The organism is Streptomyces sp. NBC_01478, from assembly GCF_036227225.1.
Lineage (GTDB): Bacteria > Actinomycetota > Actinomycetes > Streptomycetales > Streptomycetaceae > Streptomyces.
Map to the genome: position 1 here is coordinate 4,116,604 of NZ_CP109444.1, position 15,072 is coordinate 4,131,675.

Here is a 15,072-nt window from a genome sequence, read left to right on the forward strand (position 1 = left end):
CGCCCACAGGGGGCATTGATGTGGGGAACGCGTGAGAAGTCAATGCACAGGCCGAAATTAACTGATGGGCCGTCAGCTCCCGCCCAACAGCGGGAGTTGACGGCCCAGTTGAGCCCGTGGGGGGAATTCTCAGGCGACTTCTCAGTCGAACACGAACGGACCCGGCGACTGCGCTCCGGTGGCCGTGCACGTCACGGCGATGCCGAAGATGGTCATCTGCAGCGAGCCGCCGTACGCCTCCAGGCTGTCACCGGAGGCCACGGTGCCGCTGAGCGGACCGACGGTGACGGCGTCGCCGGTCGCCATGGCCGGGTTCTCCGTGCCGCTGAAGACGGTCGTGCCGCCGCTCGCGTTCACGAACGTGAAGGTGGAGGCGATGGAGTCCTCCGCCAGGGCCAGCGGCGCGGTGATGGACGAGGTGACGGTGACCGTGGCCGCCGTACCGTCCTGCGTGGCCGTGATGGTGGCCGCGCCGCCACCGAAGATGCCGCAGTCCGCGGTGATCGTCGCCGTCTGGGGAGTGACGGCGAGCGCACTGGGCGCGAACGCCAGCGAGGCGGCCGCGAGGACCCCCGTCACCAGTGCCGCACCCGTTCCGATTCGCTTGCTTCTCAGCTTGCCTTTCATGGATCCGGTTCCCTTCCCGTGTCTGGGAATGCCATGTGGGGACGGACGGAAGAAACCCCTCAGAACCACTCACGGACACGGTGCGGTGCGCCACGCGAGCAAGAATCTGACGGTCCGTCGGAACTTACGGTTCCATTGATGCGCGGGAGACGGGGGAGAGCAAGGGCGAAATCCGGACGGGTTAATTCCGGACAGGGAGACTCTTCGGGCGCCGACCGCCACCATCCAGCCCGTCCCGGCCACTTCTCCACACAGGCCGGCAATATTCAGCCCGTCCGGCGTTTGAGGACGAGGCCCCTTCAGGGCCGATCGGGGGTCTGGGGGCGCAGCCCCCAGCACCACCTCAGCCGGCAGCGACCGTAAGACGGACAACCCCGTCCGGCGAAGCCACGTGCACAGGCGTCCCCGGCCCACCCAGATCCCGTACAGCCGCCAGATCCTCCGCAGCCACAGACTCCCCAGCCGTCACCACGGCCGCCGCCTCAAGAGACTTCGCCCCCGACGCCACCGCCATCGCCACCGCCGTCTGCAACGCGCTCAACTTCAGCGACGAAAGGGCAACGGTCCCGGCGACATACGTACGTCCCGTCTCGTCCCGCACGGCCGCGCCCTCCGGCACACCGTTGCGGGCCCGAGCCGAACGGGCCAGGGTGACGATCTTGCGGTCCTCGGGATCAAGCACGTTGCTCTCGGTCATGCACAGAGCATACGAAGGACCGGCACACTCACCCCGCCACGGGGTACATCGCGCCCCGCCGCCCCTCCGGCGAGGCAAGCCACTCCAGCTTCGCCACGGTGTTCGCCTCGTCCAACGGCGTGTGCAGCACGATCGTGAGATCCTGCCGCGCGGGCACCCTGAGCGCCGTCGACTCGACGCACAGCAGCCCGACCAGCGGATGGTCCAGCTCCTTGCGCACCACCCCCGCGTCCAGGATGTCCCGCCGCTCCCACAGTTCGACGAACTCCGGGCTCACGGCGCTCACTTCGGCCAGCACCACCTGCAACCCCTCGTCGTCGGGCCGGTCCGCGCACATCGCCCGGAACTGCGCGACGACCGTGCGCGCGTTCCGCTCCCAGCTCTGCGAACGGGCCCGGTAGAGCGGATCGGTGAAGAAGTCGACGAGACAGTTCTGCGTGTTCCCGGGCCGCATGCCCAGCACCCAGCCCGCCGCCTCGTTGTACATCACGCAGTTGTAGTACCGGTCCATGATGTGCGCCGGAAACGGCATCCACGCGTCGATCAGCCGCCGTATGCCCTCACAGCCGTGATCGGCGGCGGGCTCCGGCGCGGGCGGGTTCAGCCCGGCCAGCGCGTACAGATGGCGCCGCTCCACGTTGCTCAGCCGCAGCACCCGGGCGACGGAGTCGAGGACCTGCGGCGACACGGAGATGTCCCGCCCCTGCTCCAGCCACTGGTACCAGGAGGCGCCCACGCCCGCGAGCACGGCGACCTCTTCGCGCCGCAGCCCGGGCGTACGACGGCGCGCCCCACCGTCCGGCAGCCCGGCCTCGGCCGGCGAGACCCGGGCCCGGCGGCTCATCAGAAACTCGCGCAGCTCACTGAGCCGACGACTCTTCAGGGCGTCAACAGCCACGTACCCATCCCCCTACTGTCGGCTGGTGGTGCCACCACCAGGACAACTTCCGTCTCCCCACGCCTATTCCGACGGCCGGAAGCTCTGGACATGGCGACCGACACCACGACCCCCACCACCCACGATCCACTCGGCACCCCCAAGCTCTCGAAGCGGGACAAGCTCGTCCTCTTCGTCCTCTGCGCGGCCCAGTTCATGGTCGCCCTGGACTTCTCCGTCCTCAACGTGGCCCTGCCCACGCTCGGCGCCGACCTCGGCATGAGCCGGTCGGGCCTCCAGTGGGCGGTCACCGCGTTCGCGCTGCCGTCCGGCGGCTTCCTGCTGCTGTTCGGCCGCACCGGCGACCTCTACGGCCGCCGCCGGCTGTTCCTCACCGGCCTGGGCCTGTTCGGCGCGGCCTCCCTGCTGGCGACCTTCGCCTGGGACCCGGCGTCCTTCCTGACAGGCCGCGCACTGCAAGGCCTCGGCGCGGCGGCCATCGTCCCGACCGGCATGAGCCTGCTCACCACCACCTTCCCGGAGGGCCCGGCCCGCGACCGCGCGCTCGGCATCTCCGGCACCCTGCTCTCGCTCGGCTTCACGGTCGGCATGGTGGCGGGCGGTGTCCTGACCGACACGTTCGGCTGGCGCTCGACGATGGCCCTGCTCACCCTGTTCGCACTGATCGTCCTCCCGCTGGCCCCCGCCCTGCTCCCCGAGTCCCGCACCCCGGACCGCCCGCGCTTGGACGTCCCCGGCGCGATCACGGTCACCAGCGGCCTCCTGGCCCTGATCTACGCCCTCTCCACAGCGGCCGACCACGGCTTCGCCCGCCCCGACGTGATCACGACACTGATCGCGGGCGTCCTGCTCCTGACCGCCTTCGCGTCCATCGAGTCGCGCACGCCCCAGCCCCTGGTCTCCCTCCCGATGCTGCGCCGCCGCACGGTGGCGTGGGGCAACCTGGGCGGTCTGGTCACCTTCTCGATGATGTCGACGGTGGTCTTCGTCCTGACCCTGTACCTCCAGGAGATCCTGCGTCTGTCGTCCTTCGAGACGGGCCTGGTCTTCGGCGTCCAGGGCATCCTCTCGGCGGTCGCGGGCGTCTACGCCCCGAAGGTCATCGGCCGTATCGGCGCCCGCCACACCCTGATCGCCTCGCTCACCGGCCAGGCGGCTCTCACCGCCGCCCTCCTGGCCCTCAACGCCCACACCTGGTCGGTCTGGCTCGCCACGGCCGCCGTATCGCTGGCGAGCATGTGCCACCTGGGCGCGATCATCTCCTACGGCGTGACGGTCACCTCGGGCGTCCCCGACGAGGAACAGGGCCTGGCGACCGGCCTGGTCACCTCCACCCAGCAGATCGGCATCACCATCGGCATCCCGCTCCTGGGCGTCCTCGCCACCACGTCGGACGATCTGCTGTCGGGGGTCCACACGGTGGTGGGCATCGACGCGGCGATCGCGCTCGGGGCTGCGGTCCTGGTGGCCTTGGGGCTGCGCGCCGGCTCAGGGACGGTCGAGGCGGAGCCGCTCGGCGCGCGGTAGTCCGGCGACGACCAGGTCGTACGAGTCCTCCACCAGCTCCCGGACCAGCCGGTCCGGGAGTCCCCCGTCCACCGTCACCGTGTTCCAGTGCCGCTTGTTCATGTGATACCCGGGGATGATCAGCCCCGGGTGCTCCTCCCGGAGCCGGATCGCGTCCTCCGGGTCGCACTTGAGATTGACCGTGAGGGGCCGCCCGTCCAGGCGGGTCAGGGCGAAGAGCTTGCCCAGCACCTTGAAGACCGACATGTCCGGGTTGAAGGGGAAGTCCTCCACCGTCGCGTTGAACGACAGGCAGAACGCGCGCAGTTGCTCGGGGCTCACTCCGGCTTCGTCTCCTCCTCGGCCGGGTCGGCCGGTCCCACCGGCTCGACCAGTACCGTCACGATCTTGTTCCGACGCCCGGCCGAGGCCTCCGCGGTCAGCCGCAGCTCACGCCCGTCGGGCAGTTCTACGACGGAGGACGCACCGGCGATCGGAACGCGCCCCAGCGCCTTCGCCAACAGCCCCCCGACCGTCTCCACGTCCTCGTCGTCGTACGCCTCGAAGCCGTACAGCTCCCCCAGGTCGCCGATGTCCAGGCGGGCGGTGACCCGGTAGCGGTCGTCGCCCAGCTCCTCGACCGGAGGCAGCTCCCGGTCGTACTCGTCGGTGATCTCGCCGACGATCTCCTCCAGGATGTCCTCGATGGTGACGATGCCGGCCGTGCCGCCGTACTCGTCGATGACGACGGCGACGTGATTGCGCTCCTGCTGCATCTCGCGCAGCAGATCGCCGGCGTTCTTGGTGTCCGGCACGAAGCTCGCGGGCCGCATGGCCGTCGAGACCAGCTCGGACTCGGCGTCGCGGCTGATGTGCGTCTTGCGGACCAGGTCCTTGAGATACACGATGCCGACGATGTCGTCCTCGCTCTCGCCCGTGACCGGGATGCGCGAGAAGCCGGAGCGCAGCGCGAGGGTGAGGGCCTGACGGATCGTCTTGTACCGCTCGATGACCACCAAGTCCGTGCGGGGGACCATGACTTCACGCACAAGGGTGTCGCCGAGTTCGAAGACCGAGTGCACCATCCGGCGCTCCTCGTCCTCGATCAGCGACTCCTTCTCGGCCAGATCCACCAGCGCCCGCAACTCGGCCTCGGACGCGAACGGGCCGCGCCTGAAGCCCTTTCCGGGGGTGAGCGCGTTGCCGATGAGGATCAGCAGATACGGGATCGGGCCCATGATCCGCGCGAGCGGCAGCAGCACGTACGCCGCCGCCGTGGCCGTGTTCAGCGGATGCTGGCGCCCGATCGTGCGCGGGGAGACCCCCACCGCGACGTACGACACGAGGACCATGACGCCGATCGCGGCGAGCAGCGCGGGCGCGGTCCCGTGGATCACGTGCAGACACTCGTAGGTGACCAGCGCGGCGGCGGCCATCTCGCAGACCACCCTGACCAGCAGCGCGACATTGAGATAGCGGGTCGGGTCGGCGGCGACCTGCGCGAGCTTGGCACTGCCGCGCCGGCCGGACCGTACGGCCTCCTCGGCGCGGAAGCTGGAGACGCGCGCGAGGCCCGCCTCCGCGCAGGCGGCGAGCCAGGCGACAACGACAAGGGCGATGGCCCCGACGACGATCTGAGGACTCATGAGACGTGGTGCCCCGGCGCCCTAGGAGACCGTCGGAGCCGGAGAGGGGCCGGTGTGGCCCTTCTCCGCGCGCCAGCCGTCCACGATGGCGGCCTGGAGGCCGAACATCTCGGCCTTCTCGTCGGGCTCCTCGTGGTCGTAGCCGAGGAGGTGCAACACACCGTGGACGGTGAGGAGTTGGAGCTCCTCGTCCATGGTGTGCTGCGTCTCGGCCTCGGCGCCCTGCTTCGCGGCGACCTCCGGGCACAGCACGATGTCACCGAGGAGCCCCTGCGGAGGCTCCTCGTCGTCCTTGCTCGGCGGACGCAGCTCGTCCATCGGGAAGGACATGACATCGGTCGGGCCGGTCAGGTCCATCCACTGGATGTGGAGCTGCTCCATGGCGTCCTCGTCCACGACGATCACCGAGAGCTCGGAGAGCGGGTGGATGCGCATCCGCGCGAGGGCGTAGCGGGCGATGTCGAGGATCGCCTGCTCGTCGACCTCGGTTCCGGACTCGTTGTTGACGTCGATCGACATGGTCGTGCTGATCTACTTCCGCTTGTCACGGGCACCCTTGTGGGTGCCGTTCTCCGTACCGTTCTCGCTGTCGTACTTCTCGTACGCGTCGACGATACGGCCGACCAGCTTGTGCCGTACGACGTCCGCCGACGACAGGCGGGAGAAGTGCACGTCGTCGAGCCCCTCCAGGATGTCCTGCACCTGCCGCAGCCCCGACTTCGTGCCGCTCGGCAGGTCGACCTGCGTCACGTCACCGGTGATCACGATCTTCGACTCGAAGCCGAGCCGGGTGAGGAACATCTTCATCTGCTCGGGGCTCGTGTTCTGGGCCTCGTCCAGGATGATGAAGGCGTCATTGAGTGTCCTACCACGCATGTACGCCAGCGGCGCGACCTCGATCGTCCCCGCCGCCATCAGCTTCGGGATCGACTCCGGGTCGAGCATGTCGTGCAGGGCGTCGTACAGCGGGCGCAGGTACGGGTCGATCTTTTCGTAGAGCGTGCCGGGGAGGAAGCCGAGGCGCTCGCCCGCCTCCACCGCGGGGCGGGTCAGGATGATGCGGCTGACCTGCTTGGCCTGGAGGGCCTGGACCGCCTTGGCCATGGCGAGGTAGGTCTTGCCGGTGCCGGCGGGGCCGATGCCGAAGACGATCGTGTTCTTGTCGATCGCGTCGACGTACCGCTTCTGGTTGAGGGTCTTGGGGCGGATCGTGCGGCCTCGCGAGGACAGGATGTTCTGGGTGAGCACCTCGGCCGGTGTCTCCTCGGGACCATCCCCGTTCTCGCTCGCCCTGAGCATGGCGATCGAGCGTTCCACTGCGTCCTCCGTCATCGGCTGCCCGGTGCGGAGCACCAGCATCATCTCGTCGAACAGGCGCTGGATGAGGGCGACTTCACGGGCATCGCCGACCGCGCTGATCTCATTGCCCCGGACGTGGATGTCGGCCGCCGGGAAGGCCTTCTCGATCACCCGCAGGAGAGCGTCGCCGGATCCCAGGAGGGTCACCATGGCGTGCTGGGCGGGGACGGTGAACTCTGCTCTCGCCTGTCCCTGCGCGGGGGTGTGAGCTGTGGGTGTCTGAGTCATGGGCCGGCTCTGTAGGCCTTGCTCGTCCTCCTCGATATGACTCGCCCGCCACAAGGGCGGCCTGGTGATCCCAGGGTACGCCGGGCCACTGACAACGCCGTAGGGCTTTTCGGTGACCGTCGGGCCACGAAATACGGGGTGGGCGCGCGGGTCGCCGGAGAGCGTTCCCGGCGCAGGGCGAGCGCACAGGGTGACGCCATGAGCCCTGTTCGCGCCCCCTCGCATGTACGGACAATGCGCTATGTCCGTCAAGTAAGCCATGCAGGGAAAGCAGGTCGGCCGCTGTGTTCGTGCGTCTGCCCACGTCCGTGTCCGAAGCGCAGGAGTGCCTGGCCGAGGGGGCGGTGCCCGTCGGCGGGGCGACGCTTGTGTGGGCCTCCTGGCAACGGGACGGGTTCCCGGAGCAGGCGGTGTCCCTGCGGGCGCTGCCCGAGGCCAAGGTCATCGGGGACGGGACGCTGGGCGGGGCCGTACTGCTGCAGGAGATCGACGAGCGGGTGCCGGAGGTGCTGCGGCGGGCGGCGAAGGGGGTGGGCACCGGTGCGGTGCGCCGAACCGCGACGGTCGGCGGGAACATAGTCGGCAGCTCGCTGCGGTGTCTGCTGCCGGCCGCGCTGGTGCTGGACGCCCGCGCGGTGGTCCTGGAGCCGGACGGTCCCGTCGAGACCGACCTCGCCGAGCTGCTGGCCAAGCGCCCGCTGCTGCTGCACCTGCGCTGGCGGGAGCCGATCGCCAGCGGTTATCGCAAGCTGACCGACCAGTTGCGGGGCGAAGTTCCCTTCGTGGTCGCGGTCGCGGTGGGGGCGGGCACCGAGGCGCCTGTGCTGCGGGTCGCGGTCCGTGACGGCTACGACGTGCTGAGCGAGAGCGTTCCCTACGACACCGATGCCCGCCGCGTCCTCGGGACCCTGGCGCTCACACCGCTCGGCACCTTGCCCGAGGCGGTCTTCGAGGCCGTACGGGAAGAGGTCACGGGTGTGCTGGAGCGTGCGGCGGCCTGCTGAGCAGGAACGGTTCGCCCGGGGCGGGCGACGGGTGGCCGCCGGCTCGCGCCGCGGTTACGCCGACCCGCCGAACCCGATCGTCGGCACCGCCCGCCGCAGCGGCCAGGGGCTGCCGCTGCCCTGTTCCTCCGGTACGAGTCCCGCCAGGAACGCGTACCGGTTCAGGGCCGTGGGGTCCTGGCCCTCGACCGACTGCACCTTGCGCCACCATGCGCCGATCTCCGACCAGCTCGGTGCGGAGAGGGAGCCGCCGAACTCCTGGACGGAGAGCGCGGCGGTGAGTCCGGCGAAGGCGAGGCGGTCGGCGAGCGGCCAGCCGGCCAGGGTGCCGGTGACGAAGCCGGCCACGAAGACGTCGCCCGCGCCGGTGGGGTCGAGGGCCTCGACGGCGATCGCCGGGACCGCGGCGGACTCCCCGGTGCGCCGGTCCACGGCGTACGCGCCGTCCGCGCCGAGGGTGACGACGGCGAGCGGTACGTGTTCGGTGAGCGCGTGGGCGGCGGCGCGGGGGCAGTCCGCGCCGGTGTAGCGCATGGCCTCCTCCGCGTTCGGCAGGAACGCCTCGCAGTGCGCGAGGTCGGCGAGTCCGGCGAGGTCCCAGGCTCCGGTGTCGTCCCAGCCGACGTCGGCGAAGATCCGGGTGCCCTCGCTCGCGGCCTGGGCGACCCAGGGGGCCTGCTTGCCGGGGGTGAGGGAGGCGACGGCGGCACGCGCGCGTGGCGGGCAGTCCGGGGCGCCGCCTTGGCCGAACACGACCTCCGGGGGCGGCTCGTGGCCGTGCGAGACCATCGTGCGTTCGCCCTCGTAGGCCATCGACACGGTGACCGGGGAGTGCCAGCCGGGCACCTTGCGGGAGGTGGAGAGGTCGATGCCCTCGCCCTGTTCCAGCGCGTCCCAGCAGTACTCGCCGTAGTGGTCGTCGCCGAAGGCCGCCGCCAGCGAGGTGCGCAGGCCGAGCCGGGACAGCGCGGTGGCCATGTTGGCGACCCCACCCGGGCTCGACCCCATTCCGCGGGCCCAGGACTCGGTGCCGCGCACGGGGGCGGATTCGAGCCCGGTGAAGATGATGTCGAGGAAGACGGTGCCGGTGAGGTACACGTCCCAGGGCGGATCGTCCGCCGCGCGCAGCCCGGCCAGCGGGTCGACCCCGCAGGACGGTCCTTCGCTGCGGGACGACGGTCCCTTTCCGGTGGACGCGTTGGACGCGGTCACGGTGCGCTCCCTGACGTGATACGGATCAGGCCAGTGTGCACCACCACGCGCGCGTGGGGGCGGCTCCCGCTCCGGTACCGCCCGTCGCGCCGGTGTCGGGCAACCGCAGGTCCGGGCGCTACGGCGCGTGCCGCCGCCGGTGACGGCCCGGGCGCCGGTGCCGTACCGGGCGCGTCCGGATCCGGTCACCCGATTCCCGCCGGTCCTGCCGGCGCGGCACCTCCTACCAGCGCGGCATCGAGGGCGTCACCCACTCCGGGTCGGTGATCCGCATCGCGGCCGCGTCGTCGCGCTCGCGCAGCGAACCGTCGTCGTCGAGCCAGCGCCGGTGCAGCAATTCCAGCTTGGTGCGGTCGAGTTCGACGCCGAGGCCGGGGGCGTCGGAGACGGTGACCTTGGCGTCGGTGAAGGTGAGGCGCTCGGTGAGGACGTCCTCCGACTGCCAGGGGTAGTGGGAGTCGCAGGCGTGGTGGAGGTTCGGGACGGTCGAGGCGACGTGGGTCATCGCGGCGAGGCTGATCCCGAGGTGGGTGTTGGAGTGCATGGAGATACCGACGCCGAACGTGCGGCAGACGGCGGCCAGTTGCTGGGTGTTGCGCAGTCCGCCCCAGTAGTGGTGGTCGGAGAGCACGACCTGGACGGCGTCCTTCGCGAAGGCCTCTTCGATCTCGGCGAACGTCGTCACGCACATGTTGGTGGCGAGCGGCACGTCGGTCCCGGCGGACACCTCGGCCATGGCGGGAGTGCCGAGGGCGGGGTCCTCCAGGTATTCGAGGACGCCGCCCAGTTCCTTGGCGACCTTCAGCGAAGTCTCCACGGACCACGCGCCGTTGGGGTCGAGCCGGAGGGGGTGGTCGGGGAAGGCCGCCGCCAACGCCCGTACGGCGGCGATCTCTTCGTCGGGCGGGAAGACCCCGCCCTTGAGCTTGAAGGAGGTGAAGCCGTAGCGCTCCTTGAACTTCCGTGCCTGTTCGACGACTCCGGCCGGGTCGATCGCGGCGCCCCAGTCGTCCTTCTCGCTCGCCACGCCCTCGGGGTGGTCGGCCCACTTGTAGAACAGGTACGCGCTGTACTCCACCGCGTCGCGCACCTTGCCGCCGAGCAGGGCGTGCACGGGCAGTCCGAGCGACTTGCCGAGCGCGTCGAGGCAGGCGACCTCGAAGGCGGAGACGACGGACAGGCGCAGCTTGTCGGCGGTCTGGACACCGCGCAGTCCGCCGACGTCGACCTGTGAGGACGTCCGGGAACGGTCGACCGTGACCTCGTCGGCGACGGTGAACAGGCCGTTCAGGTCGCTGACTTGACGGCCCGTCACCTTCTCGGCGAGCGGGCGGGCCAGCTCCAGGTACTTGGTGTCGCCGTAGGTCTCGCCGAGGCCGGTGACCCCGTCGGCCGTCTCGATCTCGACGATCAGGCGCGGGGTGTAGGGCTGGTGGACGCCCTGGGTGTTCAGCAGCGGCGGGTCGGCGACCAGGATCGGGGTGAGGCGGACGTCGGCGATGGTGAGGTTCACAGGGCGGCTCCTACGAGGTCGAGTCCGGCGGCGAGCAGGGCGGTGAGCTCGGCCAGGTCGCCGGCCGTGGGGTCGGTGAGCGGGGCGCGCACGGGTCCGACCGGGCCACCGCGCAGTCGGGCCGCCGCCTTGACCAGCGACACGGCGTATCCCGGTACCCGGTCGCGGAGTTCGACGAACGGGACGTAGAAGTCGCGCAGCAGTCTCTCGACCGTCTTGTCGTCGCCGTCCCGCAGCGCAGTGAAGAAGGCGTTCGCGATCTCGGGGGCGAAGGCGTGCACGGCGGAGGAGTAGGCGGGGACGCCGACGGTGGCGTAGGCGCGGGCCTGGATCTCGGCGGTCGAGGCACCGTTGAAGAAGAGGAAGCCCTCGGGGGCGGCGAGCGTGAGGCGTTGCAACCGGTCGAGGTCGCTGTGGCCGTCCTTGAGGCCGATGACACCGGGGATCTCCGCGATCCGCCTCAACGAGGCCGCCGTATAGGCGACTTGGCCGCGCTGGTAGGCGATGAGCGGGAGCCGGGTGCGGGCGGCGAGCTGTTCGAGTTGGGCGACCAGGCCGTCCTGCGGGGCGGCGACGAGGTAGTGCGGCAGGACGAGGAGCGCGTCGGCGCCGGCCTCCTCGGCGATGCGCGCGAAGCGGGCGGCCTGCGCCCAGCCGTAGCCGACACCGGCGACGACGGGGACGCGGCCGGCCGCCTCCGCCACCGCGATGGTGACGACCGTGCGGTACTCGTCCTCGTCGAGCGAGAAGAACTCGCCGGTGCCGCAGGCGGGGAACACGGCGCCGGGGGCGGTGGCGATCCGCTCGGCGACATGGGTGCGGAAGCCGTCGAGGTCGAGGGAGCCGTCGTCATGGAAGGAGGTGAGCGGGAAGGAGAGCACGCCGCCCGCCATCCCGTCCCGGAGCCTGCGGACCACGGACTCCGTGGTCTCCGTTTCGCCGTTCGCTGGGGCCATCTCCCCGCCATCTCCCTATGTAGACGTTATCCATGTATGAAGACAGAGGTTAGATACGCGAACCCTGACCGTCAATGGGGCCCGCCGCGCCTCGGCCGTCCCTCGCTACCATCACCCCATGTCAGAGCCCGGTGGCGTCCGCGAGGTGAAGTCCGCCGCCCGTACGGTCGAGCTGCTCGAACTGCTCGCCGCGCGCGGCGACCGTCCCGCGCGCCTCCAGGAACTCGCCGACGAGCTGGGCGTGCCGCGCAGCTCGATGTACGCCCTCCTCCAGACCCTGATCGCCCACGGCTGGGTCCGCACCGACATCACGGGCTCGCTCTACGGCATCGGCCTGCGCGCCCTGCTCACCGGCACGAGCTATCTGGACTCCGACCCTCGGGTGCGGGCCGTACGGCCGTATCTCGACGAGGCGTCCCAGGCGCTCGGCGAGACGATCCACCTGGGGCGGCTGGACGGGCGGGACGTCGCCTATCTCGCGACCCGGGAGTCGCACGAGTACCTGCGGAGCATCAGCAGGGTGGGGCGGCGGCTCCCGGCCCATGTGGGCGCCCTGGGCAAGGCCCTGCTCGCCGAACGGCCGAACGCCGAGCTGCCCGACGGGCCGTACGAGGCGGCGACGCCGAACACCCACACCGACCGGGAGTCCTTGGCCGCCGACCTCGCGGGCGTCCGCGCCCGGGGCTATTCGATCGACCGTGAGGAAGGCGTCCTCGGGATCGTCGGGTTCGGCTTCGCGTTGCGGTACGACAACCCGGCGCTGGATGCGATCAGTTGCTCGGTGCCGGTCGCCCGGCTGACGCCGGGGCACGAGGGGCAGATCGTCACGGTGATGCGGGAAGTCAGGGCGAAGATCGAGTCGGCGTCGCCTGCGGCCGGTGGGGCCGTGCACTGGCGGTAGCGGGCGCCTTTCTGAGTGCCTGCATCAAGAGGCCGCCTGCACCGGAAAATGAACGCTGTTGAAAAGTTCGACATCTCGTTTGCCCCGCATCTGCCGGTCCAAACACAACGTGCCCCACATCACACCCCCCGCCCTTCTTTCGCGAACCGCGTGCTTGATACAAATTGGCCGCGCGTTCCTGTCCGTCGACGGTCGTCGCCCAATCCCCTTTTTGAGCCGCTTCTTTCGCATGCCCTGGGAACGCCCGTGTTCGCCCGCAGCACCACCATGCCCTGGCCCCTCGTCGCCCTTTTCACGGCCGGGTACCTCGCCCCCTACCTCCTGCCCACCACCGTCGGCCGACTCGACGCCGGGCTTCCGCTCTCCGCCACACAGGCCGGTGCCGTCGGCAGCGTGCTGCTGTTGAGTTCGGCCGCGGCGGGCTTTCTGCTCGCCTCGCGCGTCGACCGGGTCGGCCCGCGCACGCTCGCGCGGATCGGCCTCGCGCTGGCCGTTATCGGCTACGGCTCGGCCGCGTTCACGCACGCCGTCCCCGCGGTCGTCGCGGGCGCGGTCGTCGGCGGCTTCGGATCGGGTACGGCCACCACGGTGGCCGCGTCCGGGATCGCCGCCATGGGGGTCCCCCCGCGCGAGGGTGTTCGAGCGTGGGGGAGGGACCCCCATCACGCCTCCACGCTCGGCCTGTTGTGCGTGTCGGCGCTCGCGGGCGCCGTCTATCTGACGGTCCCACACCTCGGCACGGGCCACGGCCAGCCGCTCGCCGCGATCGCCCTGACCGCACTCGCCGTATGGCCGCTGACCGGCCGCCTCCCGGTCCGTACGACGACGAGGGAGCACGCGCGCGTGGAGACCTCCGGACTCCCCCACCGCCGGGCCGGACTGGTCCTCGCCGCCACCCTGCTGTGCTGGTCGCTCGCCCAGAACTCCCTCTGGGGCGTCAGCGGTCGCATCGGCATCACCCAGGCCCACCTCTCCGAGGTCGCCGTCGGCGCGGTCTTCGCGATCGCGCTCGGCACCGGGCTCGTCGGCGTGATCGGCGCGGCCGCGCTCGGCTCCCGACTGGGGCGCGCGGTGCCGATCGGCGCGGGCACGGCGCTCATCGCGGGCTGCATCGTGCTCAGCGCGTCCGCGCACGACCTGAGGACGTTCGCGACCGGCGAGATCGCCTGGAACACCCTCTACCCGATCGTCCTGTCCTACGTCCTCGGTCTCGCCGCCTCCCTTGATCCGCGCGGGCGTTGGGCGGTCCTCGTCGGCTCGGCCTCGTCACTGGGGACGGCGGCGGGGCCGCTCGTGGGCAGCGTGCTGTCGGCACGGGCCGGGTTCCCGGCGATGGGCGCGATCCTCGCGGCGGGGCTGATCGTGGTGGCGGTACCGATGACGGCGGTCGCCGTCGGCCCGGGCCGGCGCCGCCTGCCGCAATCGATCGTCGAGATCGCTGTCGAGGCCCCACTGTCGCGCCCCCTAAGGGGCGCGGGGAACTGCGCGCCCAGCCCCCACCGACCCGCAGCTTCATCACCACCCGCCTACGAGAACTCGTACGCCTCCACCTCGGCCAGATAACGAGCCCGCAGCTCCTCGTCGTCCTCCAGGAACGACGCCACGAAGGAGTTCCGGGCCAACTCCCGCAACCGCTCCCCGCTCAGGCCCAGCGCCAAGCGAACCGCGTCGAAGTTGTCGCCCGCGTACCCGCCGAAGTAGGCCGGGTCGTCGGAGTTGACCGTGCACAGCAGGCCCGCGTCGAGCATCGCGGGGAGCGGGTGCTCGGCCAGGACGTCCACCGCGCGCAGCCGGACGTTCGACAGCGGGCAGAGGGTCAGCGGGATGCGGTCCCGGACCAGCCGCGCCACCAGCTCCGCGTCCTCCATGCAGCGCAGGCCGTGGTCGACGCGCTCGACGCCGAGGATGTCCAGGGCCTCGGTGATGTAGGCCGGCGGACCCTCCTCACCGGCGTGCGCGACCCGTCGTAGACCCAGTGCGGCGGCGGCCTCGTACACCTCGCGGAACTTCACCGGCGGGTGGCCGACCTCGGCCGAGTCGAGGCCGATGCCGGTGATGCGGTCGAGGTAGGGCTTCGCCGCGTCCAGGGTCTCCATCGCCGACTCGGCGGACTCGTCGCGCAGGAAGCACATGATCAGCCGGGTCGAGATGCCGTGGTTGGTCTCACTGCTGCCCAGCGCCCGCCACAGGCCCTCCACCACCGTGCCCATGTCCACGCCCCGCGCGAGATGCGCCTGCGGGTCGAAGAAGATCTCCGCGTGCCGTACGCCCTGCGCGGCGGCGCGGGCCAGATAGGCGCCTGCGAGGTCCTCGAAGTCCCGCTCGGTGCGCAGGACGGACATCAGCTCGTAGTAGAGGTTCAGGAAGGACTGGAGGTCCTCGAAGAGGTACGCCTTGCGCAGTTCCTCGGTGTCCGCGTACGGCAGCTCGACGCCATTGCGGGCGGCGAGCGCGAAGGCCAGCTCGGGCTCCAGGGTGCCTTCGATGTGCAGGTGCAGTTCGGCTTTGGGAATGGGCATCGAAGT

General features: G+C 70.8%; 15 protein-coding genes. 4 read left to right on the forward strand and 11 right to left on the reverse strand.

The genetic code is table 11. The annotated features are described in order from the left end of the window. Positions 1–141 precede the first annotated feature (141 nt). From OG223_RS18470 to OG223_RS18480, 3 genes are all read right to left on the reverse strand, one after another. Positions 142–627: a hypothetical protein gene (locus OG223_RS18470; protein ID WP_443073721.1), complete on the reverse strand. Its 486-nt coding sequence runs from the start codon at positions 625–627 to the stop codon at positions 142–144. Between the two features lie 343 nt (positions 628–970). Beyond that, positions 971–1,324 carry a cytidine deaminase gene (locus OG223_RS18475; protein WP_329249536.1) on the reverse strand — a complete coding sequence of 118 codons (354 nt, stop codon included), beginning with the start codon at positions 1,322–1,324 and terminating at the stop codon, positions 971–973. 28 nt (positions 1,325–1,352) lie between these two features. Further along, positions 1,353–2,168, reverse strand: coding sequence for a helix-turn-helix transcriptional regulator (locus tag OG223_RS18480; protein WP_329265348.1), 816 nt, complete (start codon positions 2,166–2,168; stop codon positions 1,353–1,355). Between the two features lie 144 nt (positions 2,169–2,312). Between OG223_RS18480 and OG223_RS18485 the strand changes: the two genes are divergently transcribed. Continuing rightward, positions 2,313–3,749, forward strand: coding sequence for an MFS transporter (locus tag OG223_RS18485; protein WP_329249539.1), 1,437 nt, complete (start codon positions 2,313–2,315; stop codon positions 3,747–3,749). Here OG223_RS18485 and OG223_RS18490 read toward each other — a convergent pair. From OG223_RS18490 to OG223_RS18505, 4 genes are read right to left on the reverse strand one after another with little or no spacing between them, the layout of a single operon-like run. Beyond that, a complete protein-coding gene (locus OG223_RS18490) occupies positions 3,711–4,070 on the reverse strand; it encodes an MmcQ/YjbR family DNA-binding protein (RefSeq protein WP_329249542.1) in 360 nt (119 codons plus the stop codon). The two genes, OG223_RS18485 and OG223_RS18490, sit on opposite strands and share 39 nt — an antisense overlap. Continuing rightward, on the reverse strand, positions 4,067–5,374 hold the full coding sequence (locus OG223_RS18495) for a hemolysin family protein (RefSeq protein WP_329249545.1): 1,308 nt from the start codon (positions 5,372–5,374) through the stop codon (positions 4,067–4,069). The genes OG223_RS18490 and OG223_RS18495 overlap by 4 nt, the downstream gene beginning before the upstream one ends. Positions 5,375–5,395: 21 nt before the next feature. After that, positions 5,396–5,893, reverse strand: coding sequence for an rRNA maturation RNase YbeY (ybeY, locus tag OG223_RS18500; protein WP_329249548.1), 498 nt, complete (start codon positions 5,891–5,893; stop codon positions 5,396–5,398). 12 nt (positions 5,894–5,905) lie between these two features. Further along, the gene (locus tag OG223_RS18505; protein WP_329249550.1) at positions 5,906–6,961 is read right to left on the reverse strand and encodes a PhoH family protein; all 1,056 of its coding nucleotides are present in this window, start codon (positions 6,959–6,961) and stop codon (positions 5,906–5,908) included. Between the two features lie 284 nt (positions 6,962–7,245). On the opposite strand from OG223_RS18505, the gene OG223_RS18510 reads away from it, so the two are divergent. Then, a complete protein-coding gene (locus OG223_RS18510) occupies positions 7,246–7,965 on the forward strand; it encodes an FAD binding domain-containing protein (protein ID WP_329249552.1) in 720 nt (239 codons plus the stop codon). 54 nt (positions 7,966–8,019) lie between these two features. On the opposite strand, the gene OG223_RS18515 is transcribed toward OG223_RS18510, so the two are convergent. From OG223_RS18515 to OG223_RS18525, 3 genes are all read right to left on the reverse strand, one after another. After that, positions 8,020–9,177 carry a carbohydrate kinase family protein gene (locus tag OG223_RS18515; RefSeq protein WP_329249554.1) on the reverse strand — a complete coding sequence of 386 codons (1,158 nt, stop codon included), beginning with the start codon at positions 9,175–9,177 and terminating at the stop codon, positions 8,020–8,022. A 223-nt stretch (positions 9,178–9,400) separates the two neighbouring features. Further along, positions 9,401–10,690, reverse strand: coding sequence for a glucarate dehydratase family protein (locus OG223_RS18520; RefSeq protein WP_329249557.1), 1,290 nt, complete (start codon positions 10,688–10,690; stop codon positions 9,401–9,403). After that, a complete protein-coding gene (locus OG223_RS18525) occupies positions 10,687–11,646 on the reverse strand; it encodes a 5-dehydro-4-deoxyglucarate dehydratase (protein ID WP_329249560.1) in 960 nt (319 codons plus the stop codon). The genes OG223_RS18520 and OG223_RS18525 overlap by 4 nt, the downstream gene beginning before the upstream one ends. A 118-nt stretch (positions 11,647–11,764) precedes the next feature. Here OG223_RS18525 and OG223_RS18530 point away from each other — a divergent pair, with 118 nt between their 5' ends. Both OG223_RS18530 and OG223_RS18535 read left to right on the forward strand, forming a co-directional pair. Continuing rightward, the gene (locus OG223_RS18530) at positions 11,765–12,547 is read left to right on the forward strand and encodes an IclR family transcriptional regulator (RefSeq protein WP_329249563.1); all 783 of its coding nucleotides are present in this window, start codon (positions 11,765–11,767) and stop codon (positions 12,545–12,547) included. A 246-nt stretch (positions 12,548–12,793) separates the two neighbouring features. Beyond that, entirely contained in the window at positions 12,794–14,110 is a 1,317-nt protein-coding gene (locus OG223_RS18535) for an MFS transporter (RefSeq protein WP_329249566.1), read from the forward strand. Here OG223_RS18535 and OG223_RS18540 read toward each other — a convergent pair. Next, positions 14,074–15,066 (reverse strand): adenosine deaminase, encoded by a 993-nt coding sequence (locus OG223_RS18540; protein WP_329249571.1) that lies wholly within the window; start codon positions 15,064–15,066, stop codon positions 14,074–14,076. The genes OG223_RS18535 and OG223_RS18540 overlap by 37 nt on opposite strands. Positions 15,067–15,072: the final 6 nt, after the last annotated feature.

Bases quoted from the DNA above. Each gene is read 5' to 3' on its own strand.
- OG223_RS18470 (WP_443073721.1), bottom strand. From the start codon at position 627: ATGAAAGGCAAGCTGAGAAGCAAGCGAATCGGAACGGGTGCGGCACTG.
- OG223_RS18475 (WP_329249536.1), bottom strand. From the start codon at position 1,324: ATGACCGAGAGCAACGTGCTTGATCCCGAGGACCGCAAGATCGTCACC.
- OG223_RS18480 (WP_329265348.1), bottom strand. From the start codon at position 2,168: ATGAGCCGCCGGGCCCGGGTCTCGCCGGCCGAGGCCGGGCTGCCGGAC.
- OG223_RS18485 (WP_329249539.1), top strand. From the start codon at position 2,313: ATGGCGACCGACACCACGACCCCCACCACCCACGATCCACTCGGCACC.
- OG223_RS18495 (WP_329249545.1), bottom strand. From the start codon at position 5,374: ATGAGTCCTCAGATCGTCGTCGGGGCCATCGCCCTTGTCGTTGTCGCC.
- ybeY (WP_329249548.1), bottom strand. From the start codon at position 5,893: ATGTCGATCGACGTCAACAACGAGTCCGGAACCGAGGTCGACGAGCAG.
- OG223_RS18505 (WP_329249550.1), bottom strand. From the start codon at position 6,961: ATGACTCAGACACCCACAGCTCACACCCCCGCGCAGGGACAGGCGAGA.
- OG223_RS18525 (WP_329249560.1), bottom strand. From the start codon at position 11,646: ATGGCCCCAGCGAACGGCGAAACGGAGACCACGGAGTCCGTGGTCCGC.
- OG223_RS18530 (WP_329249563.1), top strand. From the start codon at position 11,765: ATGTCAGAGCCCGGTGGCGTCCGCGAGGTGAAGTCCGCCGCCCGTACG.
- OG223_RS18540 (WP_329249571.1), bottom strand. From the start codon at position 15,066: ATGCCCATTCCCAAAGCCGAACTGCACCTGCACATCGAAGGCACCCTG.